Source organism: Lactonifactor sp. BIOML-A5 (assembly GCF_009677585.1).
In the GTDB taxonomy this organism is placed as follows: domain Bacteria; phylum Bacillota; class Clostridia; order Lachnospirales; family Lachnospiraceae; genus Lactonifactor.
In genome coordinates this window covers 228034-237719 of record NZ_WKYV01000004.1, presented here as the reverse complement: position 1 = coordinate 237719, position 9686 = coordinate 228034, and the positions used below count along the sequence as shown (strand labels likewise).

11 protein-coding genes are annotated in these 9686 nt (G+C 45.2%); 4 read left to right on the top strand and 7 right to left on the bottom strand.

From position 1 onward, the window contains the following. Nucleotides 1-653: 653 nt before the first annotated feature. Genes GKG41_RS04805 through GKG41_RS04795 form a run of 3 tightly spaced genes read left to right on the top strand, consistent with a single transcriptional unit; the run spans nucleotide 654 to nucleotide 3253 of the window. Nucleotides 654-1802, top strand: coding sequence for an NADP-dependent malic enzyme (locus GKG41_RS04805; RefSeq protein WP_154257424.1), 1149 nt, complete (start codon nucleotides 654-656; stop codon nucleotides 1800-1802). Nucleotide 1803: 1 nt separating this feature from the next. Next, nucleotides 1804-2736, top strand: coding sequence for a TIGR01212 family radical SAM protein (locus tag GKG41_RS04800; protein ID WP_154257423.1), 933 nt, complete (start codon nucleotides 1804-1806; stop codon nucleotides 2734-2736). Between the two features lie 4 nt (nucleotides 2737-2740). After that, complete coding sequence (locus tag GKG41_RS04795; protein WP_072848955.1) at nucleotides 2741-3253, top strand: DUF4364 family protein; 513 nt, start codon at nucleotides 2741-2743, stop codon at nucleotides 3251-3253. Between the two features lie 76 nt (nucleotides 3254-3329). Here the strand turns inward: GKG41_RS04795 and GKG41_RS04790 are convergent, their stop codons facing one another. The 6 genes from GKG41_RS04790 to infC form a co-directional block, all read right to left on the bottom strand. Then, nucleotides 3330-4640, bottom strand: a complete 1311-nt coding sequence (locus GKG41_RS04790) for a replication-associated recombination protein A (RefSeq protein ID WP_154257422.1) — start codon at nucleotides 4638-4640, stop codon at nucleotides 3330-3332. 59 nt (nucleotides 4641-4699) lie between these two features. Continuing rightward, on the bottom strand, nucleotides 4700-5641 hold the full coding sequence (locus tag GKG41_RS04785; protein ID WP_154257421.1) for an AEC family transporter: 942 nt from the start codon (nucleotides 5639-5641) through the stop codon (nucleotides 4700-4702). Nucleotides 5642-5666: 25 nt separating this feature from the next. Continuing rightward, on the bottom strand, nucleotides 5667-6353 hold the full coding sequence (locus GKG41_RS04780) for a polysaccharide deacetylase family protein (RefSeq protein WP_347563262.1): 687 nt from the start codon (nucleotides 6351-6353) through the stop codon (nucleotides 5667-5669). A gap of 112 nt (nucleotides 6354-6465) precedes the next feature. Continuing rightward, entirely contained in the window at nucleotides 6466-6822 is a 357-nt protein-coding gene (gene rplT, locus GKG41_RS04775) for a 50S ribosomal protein L20 (RefSeq protein WP_072848959.1), read from the bottom strand. Nucleotides 6823-6857: 35 nt separating this feature from the next. Then, a complete protein-coding gene (gene rpmI / locus GKG41_RS04770) occupies nucleotides 6858-7055 on the bottom strand; it encodes a 50S ribosomal protein L35 (RefSeq protein ID WP_072848961.1) in 198 nt (65 codons plus the stop codon). A 36-nt stretch (nucleotides 7056-7091) separates the two neighbouring features. Further along, the gene (infC, locus tag GKG41_RS04765; protein ID WP_154257420.1) at nucleotides 7092-7586 is read right to left on the bottom strand and encodes a translation initiation factor IF-3; all 495 of its coding nucleotides are present in this window, start codon (nucleotides 7584-7586) and stop codon (nucleotides 7092-7094) included. Nucleotides 7587-7969: 383 nt separating this feature from the next. On the opposite strand from infC, the gene GKG41_RS04760 reads away from it, so the two are divergent. After that, nucleotides 7970-9325 carry a sodium-dependent transporter gene (locus GKG41_RS04760; protein WP_154257419.1) on the top strand — a complete coding sequence of 452 codons (1356 nt, stop codon included), beginning with the start codon at nucleotides 7970-7972 and terminating at the stop codon, nucleotides 9323-9325. Between the two features lie 45 nt (nucleotides 9326-9370). Here GKG41_RS04760 and GKG41_RS04755 read toward each other — a convergent pair whose 3' ends face one another. Next, nucleotides 9371-9685, bottom strand: coding sequence for a DUF1540 domain-containing protein (locus GKG41_RS04755; protein ID WP_072848966.1), 315 nt, complete (start codon nucleotides 9683-9685; stop codon nucleotides 9371-9373). Nucleotide 9686: the final 1 nt, after the last annotated feature.

Here is a 9686-nt window from a genome sequence, read left to right as displayed (position 1 = left end):
CTCCACACAGTACCCCTGGCCCCAAGACCTCCTCCCTTGACCTGGCAGAGACTCACTTCACATTCACGGAAAACGGGTGGGGAAGGTCGAACGTTGTACACTTTTCCTCTGGTTTCCCACTATTGATAACTCGATGTTTTGGATAAATAGCCAACTCCCTTGAACTTCCCTATACCCAGGTGAGAGGAATCCTGCGGCGGTGGGCGGGAGGGAGGCCTTAAGTTCCGGGGACGATTCCGCAGGAGTGAGTAGAGAGTCTTAGGCAAAACCGGGATTCCCGCTGGAGATTTTTTCGGCAGTCAGGGCCGAAAAAAAGTGAGCATGGGCAGAGAATGCACATCAAGCATTCTTTGCACATACGAACGGTGCTCCGGCGGGGATTCCGGTTTTGTCTTAGACTCTCTTCGCGACGGAGGTGTCCCCGGAACTTAAGCCTCCCTCCCGTCCGAACCAGCCAGCCCGCTGCCGCGGGATTTCTCTCACCGTCCCCCTGTCACCCACACCTGCCGTCTTGAAGCGTCTTGAACCAAAGTCCCAGTTACACCATTAAATCTCAATTTTCACTTCCATCTTGCACTTATTTTTCCATAATGTTATGATAAAGAAAGTTCCGAACAAACTACATATAATAAGAAAGGTAGGGTACTGTTACTATGACAACAAACGAAAAAGCCCTTTTACTCCACGAAGAATGGAATGGAAAGTTAGAAACCGTTTCCAAGGCTCCTGTAAAAACAAGGGAAGATCTTTCTCTGGCATATACTCCAGGTGTTGCTGAGCCTTGTAAGGTAATTGCAGAAGACCCGGAAGCAGCTTACAAATATACACAGAAGGCTAACACAATTGCTGTAGTTTCCGACGGAAGCGCTGTTCTTGGCCTGGGTAATATCGGACCTCTGGCGGCTATGCCGGTTATGGAAGGAAAAGCTGTTTTATTTAAAGAATTCGGGGGTGTTAATGCTGTTCCTATTTGTCTTGATACCCAGGATACCGAAGAAATTATAAAGGCCGTTGTTAACATCGCACCCTCTTTCGGGGGTATTAATCTTGAGGATATCTCCGCTCCCCGCTGTTTCGAAATAGAATCCCGCTTAAAAGAACTTTTGGATATTCCTGTTTTCCACGATGACCAGCACGGTACTGCCGTAGTGGTCCTGGCAGCTATTATTAACAGTCTCCGTCTTACCGGCAAGAAGAAAGAAGACTGTGTAGTTGTCATCAATGGTTCCGGTGCTGCCGGTATCGCCATCGGAAAGCTTTTGCTCAATTACGGATTCCTCCACATGTATCTCTGTGACAGCAAAGGTATAGTCAACAAGGAGAATGCCAACAATCCCGCAAAAAAGGAAATGGCAGAGATTACAAATCAGGAAGGAAAATCCGGCAGTCTGGCCGATGCGTTACAAGGGGCTGATATCTTTATCGGAGTCTCCGCCCCCAACAGTGTTACAGAAGAAATGGTTAAATCCATGAATTCAGATCCTTTTATCTTTGCTATGGCAAACCCGGTACCGGAGATTATGCCTGACGTGGCTAAGGCTGCAGGTGCCCGAATTATCGGTACCGGACGCTCTGATTTTCCAAATCAGATTAATAACGTAGTAGCTTTCCCAGGTATTTTTAAAGGCGCTCTGGAGGGACGAGCCAGACAGATCACAGAGGAAATGAAAATGGCTGCGGCGACCGCTTTGGCAGAATTAATCTCAGAAGAAGACTTAAATGAAGAAAATATTATCCCGGAAGCATTTGATCCCCGGGTTGCCGATGCTGTTGCAGAGGCAGTAAAAAAGCATATTCACTAAGATGGAATGGAACGGTAAGCCTTATCATTCCTTTGATTATATGCTGAAGGAACGTTTTGGCACAAAGGTATATAAAGTAGCCCTTAACGGTGGGATGACCTGCCCGAACCGGGACGGAACACTGGGAAACCGGGGCTGTATCTTCTGCAGTGCCGGCGGTTCCGGAGATTTTGCGGCCGATAAATCTCTCACAATTGCTGAACAGATCAAGGAACAAAAAGACAGAATCCGTCAGAAGAGAAAAGCGGAAACGTTTATTGCGTATTTCCAGGCCTATACCAACACCTATGGAAGCATTTCCCATCTGACCTCTGTTTTTACTGAGGCTCTGGCAGATCCCGAAGTAGCTGCCCTCTCCATCGGCACCCGGCCTGACTGCCTGGGTCCGGAAGTGTTAGATCTGCTGGATGCTTTGAACCGCCAAAAGCCCGTGTGGGTTGAACTAGGGCTGCAGACTATCCATGATAAAACCGCCGCATATATTCGGAGAGGCTACAGACTTTCCTGTTTTGAGGAGGCTGTCAAAGAACTCCGAAAGCGCAATCTGGAAGTTATTGTCCACACTATCCTGGGGCTTCCCGGAGAAAGCCGGGAAGATATTCTCCAGACCATATCCTATCTGAATCATAAAGATATTCAGGGTATTAAGCTTCAGCTTCTCCATATACTAAAGGGTACAGATTTGGCCGAGGAATACTTAAGCGGAGCGTTTCAGGTCTATACCATGGAGGAATATCTGGATCTCGTGATATCCTGTCTGGAACATATGTCACCGGATATCGTCATTCACCGGCTCACCGGGGATGGTCCAAGGGATCTGTTACTTGCGCCTCTGTGGAGCAGCGCCAAAAAAACAGTATTAAACACTCTTCATCATGAATGTAAGGTCCGGCAAACCTGGCAGGGGAGGCTGTATACTGGAAAGGAGAATTAGAAATATGGCAGAACCATTGACATTATACAAATTAATTATTTTATACATGTTAGATAAGGTAAATTTCCCTCTGACTAATTCTCAAATATCTGAGTTTATTCTGGATAAGGGATATACAACATACTTTCACATTCAGGAAGCGATCAATCAACTGATTGATTCCGAATTACTGGAGATGAGCACCGTTAGGAATTCCTCACGGTACCGAATCACACCGAAAGGGGAAGAAACCATTCATTATTTTCAGAATGAGATCTCACCTGAGATTCAGGAAGAAATTATAGAGTTTTTCAATTCCCATGCCTATGAACTGCGCAATGAAGTCTCTACCATTGCCGACTATTACAAAAAAAACGCAGATGAGTATGAGGTTCGCTGTCAAGTGATAGAACGGCAGTCCTATCTCATTGATATGACCCTGACGGTGCCTACAAAAGAGGCCGCCACAACCATATGCAGCCGCTGGCAGGAAAAAAGCCAGGAGATTTATGCACATATTATGGGGGAACTTCTTTAAAAGTAAAAAGGGACAGGCCTGATCGAGTTTGGGACGTGTACTTTTTAGAAAGTACACGTCCCCTTTTTAACCTTTTTTATTTTATTGCAGCAAAGTATTTCCGTATTTCTTTCTCATAGCCAATGTCTTCCGGCCGGTAGAATCTGCTCCCTTTGATCTCGTCCGGAAGGTACTGCTGCTCTACATAATGATTGGGATAATCATGTGCATACCGATATCCGATTCCGTGGCCCATATTGGATGCCCCCCCATAATGTGCGTCCTGGAGATGGGGAGGCACTGTGGTTTTCTTGTTTTTTACAGACTCCATGGCCTCGTTGATGGCCATATAGGAGGCATTGCTTTTTGGAGCACAGGCAATGTATGTGACTGCCTGGGAGAGAAGTATGCGGGCCTCGGGCATTCCGATGCGTTCTACTCCCAGGGCGGCAGATACTGCCACATTAAGTGCATTGGGATCTGCATTTCCAACATCCTCCGCTGCACATATCATAATCCTTCTGGCTATAAATTTAATGTCTTCACCAGCATAAAGCATCTTTGCCAAATAATATACGGCAGCGTCAGGATCGGATCCCCGCATGCTTTTAATAAAGGCTGAGATGGTATCATAGTGGTTATCTCCGGTTTTATCGTATCTCACGACCCTTTTTTGAATACACTGGGAGGCGGTCTGAAGATCAATGTGGATCTTGCCGTCCCCGGCTCTGTCCGTGGTCAGAATCCCTAATTCTATGGCATTCAGAGCAGCTCTGGCATCACCCCCGGCGATATCTGCCAGAAATTCTTTCGCGTCCTCGTCCAGCACGGCCTGGTAACTTCCCATGCCCTTTTCTTTGTCTGACACCGCACGCTCCAGCAATTTTTCGATGTCTTTCTTTTCCAGCGCATGGAGTTCAAATATAATGGAGCGGGAGATCAGAGCGCTGTTTACCTCGAAATATGGATTTTCTGTAGTGGCCCCGATCAGTATAATAGTCCCGTCCTCCACAAAGGGAAGAAGGTAGTCCTGCTGGCCTTTGTTAAAACGGTGAATCTCATCTATAAACAATATGGTTTTCGTCCCATACATCCCCAGTTGGCTCTGAGCCTCCTTAATCACAGCCTCCATATCCTTTTTCCCCGCCACTGTGGCATTCATCTGGGTGAACCGGGAACTGGTAGTATTGGCGATTACCTTAGCAAGTGTGGTTTTTCCAGTTCCGGGAGGTCCGTAAAATATAATGGAGCTAAGCTTATCAGCCTTAATGGCCCGGTACAGCAGCTTGTCCTTTCCAATAATATGTTCCTGTCCAACTACTTCCTCCAGAGAAGTAGGACGCATCCTGGAAGCCAACGGGGACTCATTTTCCAGGGTTACCTCTTTCATATAATCAAATAAATCCATTTCTTATCCGCCTTTCCCAGCTTCTGTCCGCTGAAGCAATTGTGTATCCTAATCCTTGCTCAGGAAACCCATCCCAAAGTCTTAAGCGCCCAGATAAATAAAAACATGGTCACCACGCAGGCTGCAGAACTGGTGGCCACAATTTCTCCTGCCAGCTCTCCATTCCCGCCCATGGACTGGGCCATGGGTGCTGAAGCTACCGCAGTGGGGGAACCAAAGACTGCCAGTATCCCCACCAATTCCACTTCCCGGTATCCCAGCGCAGCTGCCACAGCAACCGCTGCCGCAGGCACCAGTATCAGGCGTCCCAAGAGTACAGCTCCCAGCTTTTTTCTGTGCTTCCTTAAGCTTTCAAAAGACAACATACCGCCCAGACAGATCAGCGCCATGGGGGATGCCATACTTCCGATGTTATCCAGGGTATCAACAACCAGCGCGGGAAGCCGGATATTCAGCACAGCAAAAAGTATCCCCAGAATCCCTGCTCCCACCAGAGGGTTTTTGAGCACGCCCATCACCACTGCGGCGGGTTTTACCCTGCCGCCCCGAAACATTTCAAAAAGAATCACTGCCAGTATATTAAAGAGCGGTACTATCAGTGCCGCCATGGCGGCAATTACTCCGATATCCCCGTCTTTATATAAATTGGCCCCGATACTCACCCCGAACAGCACATAATTGCTCCGGTAGATTCCCTGAATCATAACAGAAGCATCTTTCTTATCTCTTACAAATCTGGGAACTGCGGCGCAGAGCAGCAGAAACAGCAGTATCACCATAACAGCCGCATACAAAAAAAGTCCTTTATTCACAGAAGACTTGAAGTCTGACTCATAGACATCCACAAACAGCATAATTGGAATAAACACCTGAAAAATCATTCCATTGAGAGGTTTAAATATGCGGGCGTCCAAAAGTTTCATCTTCCTGATTCCAAACCCCAGCAGCATATACGCAAACAGTGGAAATACTACTGAGAATGACAGTATTAGATTCTGCATCTTACTCCTTTGTCCCTCATCTCTGCTAATCCATTAAAAGTTCATCAACAGTTACAAAACGGTACCCCTTTCCCTGAAGGGCATCTACGATCCGCAGTGCTGCCTTTACACTGGAATCATAATTGTCGTGCATAAGGATGATATCTCCGTCCTCCACATCTTTCAGTACTCTATTAACAATAGCATCTGTATCCTTTGTTGTCCAGTCCAGGGAATCTACATTCCATAATACAGGAATCATAGTAATGTTACAGTCCAGATTTTTTTTCCACTCTCCGAAGGGGGGGCGGATAAATGCCGTATACATTCCGGTTATTTCAAATATCTTGTTGCTGGTCTTGGTAACCTGCTCACAGGCCTTTGCATCTGATAATTTATTCAGCTGCACATGGTCGAAGGTATGATTGCCAATCAAGTGCCCCTCTTTAAACATCCGTTCTACGATGTCCTCGTTTCCCTCCAGCATCTTTCCTATGAGAAAAAAGCTGGCTTTTACATCTCTTTCCTTTAATCCGTCCAGCAGCCTGGGGGTATATATGGGGTCCGGCCCGTCATCGAAGGTCAAAGCCACAACCGGATCCTCCCCTGACTCCGCAGGTGCGTCCGCCTGAATGATCTGCTCCCCAACTCCCCTCTCCCGCAATAGGTGAACACCCAGCAACAGCAGAAAAACGGCCGTAAAGAAATAGAGTAAATATCCACATTTTTTCACTATACTTACTCCGAAAGGCCTTTTAGTTCACTATATGTACCGTAGATCATGTACTATGCGCAAAATACATTTGGGACGTTGTCTCCCTTACGAGGCAACGTCCCAAATAAAATTAGGCAATTTTAGTTTTTGCAAGCTCTGCTAATGTAGCAAATCCTTCTGCATCATTGATAGCCATATCAGCCAGCATCTTTCTGTTCATCTCAATACCAGCTAATTTTAAGCCATACATAAATTTGCTGTAAGATAAACCGTTCATTCTCGCTGCTGCGTTGATACGTGCAATCCATAACTGTCTGAACTGACGCTTCTTCTGCTTTCTTCCTGCGTAGGAGCTTGCCAGCGCTCTCATCACTGACTGCTTTGCCACTCTGTACTGTTTGGATCTGGCTCCTCTGTAACCTTTTGCCAGCTTTAATGTTCTATTATGTCTTTTTTTAGCGTTTAAACCGCCTTTAATTCTTGCCATTCTTAATTTCCTCCTATACTAACTTAACTTCTATCTTATAAATAAGGTAAGATTTTCTTCATATTCTTTACATTTGTTGCATCTGTAACAGTAGGTTTTCTCAGATTTCTTTTTCTCTTCTGAGATTTTTTGGTTAAGATATGGCTTTTATAAGCTTTATTTCTAACTAATTTTCCTGTACCTGTTTTTTTGAAACGCTTTGCAGCAGCTCTGCTTGTTTTAATTTTGGGCATTGTATATTCCTCCTTAATACTTGTCTTTTCTATTTTTTAACGTTTTTCAGTTAAAAACATGGTCATGCTTCTGCCTTCTACCTTAGGAGCTTTTTCTATCACGGCTATATCCGAAAGCTTTTCAGCAAATTCATCTAAAATATGCTTGCTGGCATACATATGCGCCATCTCTCTTCCACGGAACCGAAGAGTAACCTTCACCTTATCGCCCTTGGATATGAATTTTCTGGCAGCATTTGTTTTGGTGTTCAAATCGTTGGAATCAATATTGGGTGAGAGACGCACTTCTTTTACATCGATGGTCTTCTGCTTTTTCCTGGCTTCTTTTTCTTTCCTTGCCAGTTCATATTTGTATTTCCCATAATCAATAATTTTACAAACCGGTGGCTTTGCGGTAGGAGCAATCTTGACCAGATCCAGCCCAGCCTCCTGCGCTTTGGCCATTGCATCCCTCGTTGATACGATACCTAATTGTTCTCCATCCACACCAATCAGACGTATTTCTCTGTCTCTGATCTGTTCGTTAATCATTAAATCGCTAATAGTAGTGCACCTCCATAATAATTGAATAGTTGAAATGTTAAAACCTGTTACCTCCACCCGTACGCACCTTGCTGTATCTGCCATGCATACAAAAAAAGCGAATAGCCGCACTATCCACTTCATACCATTATAATTTTGCAGTCCCAGACTGCAGAATTACAGTTAATATTAACCAGGGTCACGCCTATGTGCCGAGGTGAGAGTGGATACTCTGCTTTGTTTTATCAAATGTCTTACTCAGACCTTTAATACTTTATCATAAACAAAATGGTAAGTCAAGCATTTTAATATTTTCTTTATAAATCCTTGTTTTTTATGTAAAAGAATGTCATAATAGATCGGAATACTTGAACTGGAAAAAGGAGAAACTTATGGACAAAAAAAGAGGAAATTTTTCAAGTAAGATTGGGTTTGTCCTGGCAGCTGCGGGATCCGCAGTGGGACTTGGCAATCTGTGGCGCTTTCCGTATTTGGCAGCCAAATACGGGGGAGGAATCTTTCTGCTCGTGTATCTCATTCTGGCTGTAACCTTCGGTTTTGCACTTATGACCACTGAAATCGCCATTGGGCGCAGAACAGGACTCAGCGCGGTAGGTGCATTCAAAGCCCTGGACAAGCGTTTTAGTTTTATCGGATATCTGGGATGTATCGTCCCCTTTATTATCACCCCTTACTACTGTGTCATCGGGGGCTGGGTAGCAAAATATCTTTTTGAGTTTGCATCCGGCAGAGTGGCAGAAGCTGCGGGTGACACTTTCTTCACGGGTTATATTTCACAGACAGGCGGTCCTCTTCTATGGTTTGCCTTATACGTCATTTTAAATGCCGTGGTTGTACTTGCCGGTGTACAAAAAGGAATTGAAAAGGCCAGCAAAATCCTAATGCCCGTACTTATTGTGCTCTCCATTGGAATCACTCTGTTTTGTATCACACGCCCGGGAGCCATGGAGGGTGTGAAATATTATCTGCTGCCTGATTTCAGCCGCTTCTCTATCACCACAGTGCTGGCTGCGATGGGACAGATGTTCTATTCTATGTCATTGGCCATGGGAATTATGATAACATACGGCTCCTACATGAAAAAAGATAACCATCTGGAGAAATCGGTACGACAGATCGAAATATTTGACACAGGAATCGCTTTTCTTGCGGGACTGATGATTATCCCTTCTGTCTTCGTATTCTCCGGCGGGGATGAGGCGGCGCTAAACAAGGGAGCCGGACTTATGTTTATGACTCTCCCCAAGGTTTTCAACGACATGACTCTGGGAGGTGTACTGGGCACTGTTTTCTTTGTCCTGGTGCTGTTTGCAGCCCTTACTTCTTCCATCTCTCTGATGGAGACAACGGTTTCAATCTTAAGAGACAAGTTCGGGTGGAAGCGTTCTTCAGCAACCCTGGCTGTTACCATATTTATACTGGCGCTGGGAAGCTTTGTCTCTCTGGGATACGGTGTATTAGACTCCCTGCGGCCGCTTGGATTCCAGCTTCTGGATTTCTTTGATTTTGTGAGCAACAGCATTCTGATGCCTGTGGTGGCGCTGCTGACCTGTATCTTTATCGGATATATCATAAAACCCAAAGTGATAGAGGACGAGGTATCTATTAACGGTGAGTTTAAGGCCAAAAAATTCTACGAGGTAATTATTAAATACATTGCACCTATCTGCCTGCTTGCTATCCTGATCTTTTCTATTCTGGAAAATCTGGGAATGATCAGTGTATAAAAGACGGGGACAGGAATTCTTGTGAATTCCTGTCCCCAATTCTCTTTATTCTTTCTCAAAGCTGCCGCATCTTGTATCATCACAGTGACAGGCACTTGCCCCGTTAATGGTAATCTTGTCTGCAGAGCATCTCTCATCGTCATTATATACGCATTGACAGGCTTCGCAGTCAACACTGATTGTCTTGCATCCGCATCCTGCAGAGTTTGAAGAAGATTCCCCGGTACGCTCACAGAAGCTAGAGCAGCAGGTTTCATCCGGCTGTTTTGCATCCTCTCCGGAAACCAGGATATCTCCTTTGGAACAATATTCATCACAGTTATATATGCATGATTTGGCAGTACAGCTCAATAATGGCATA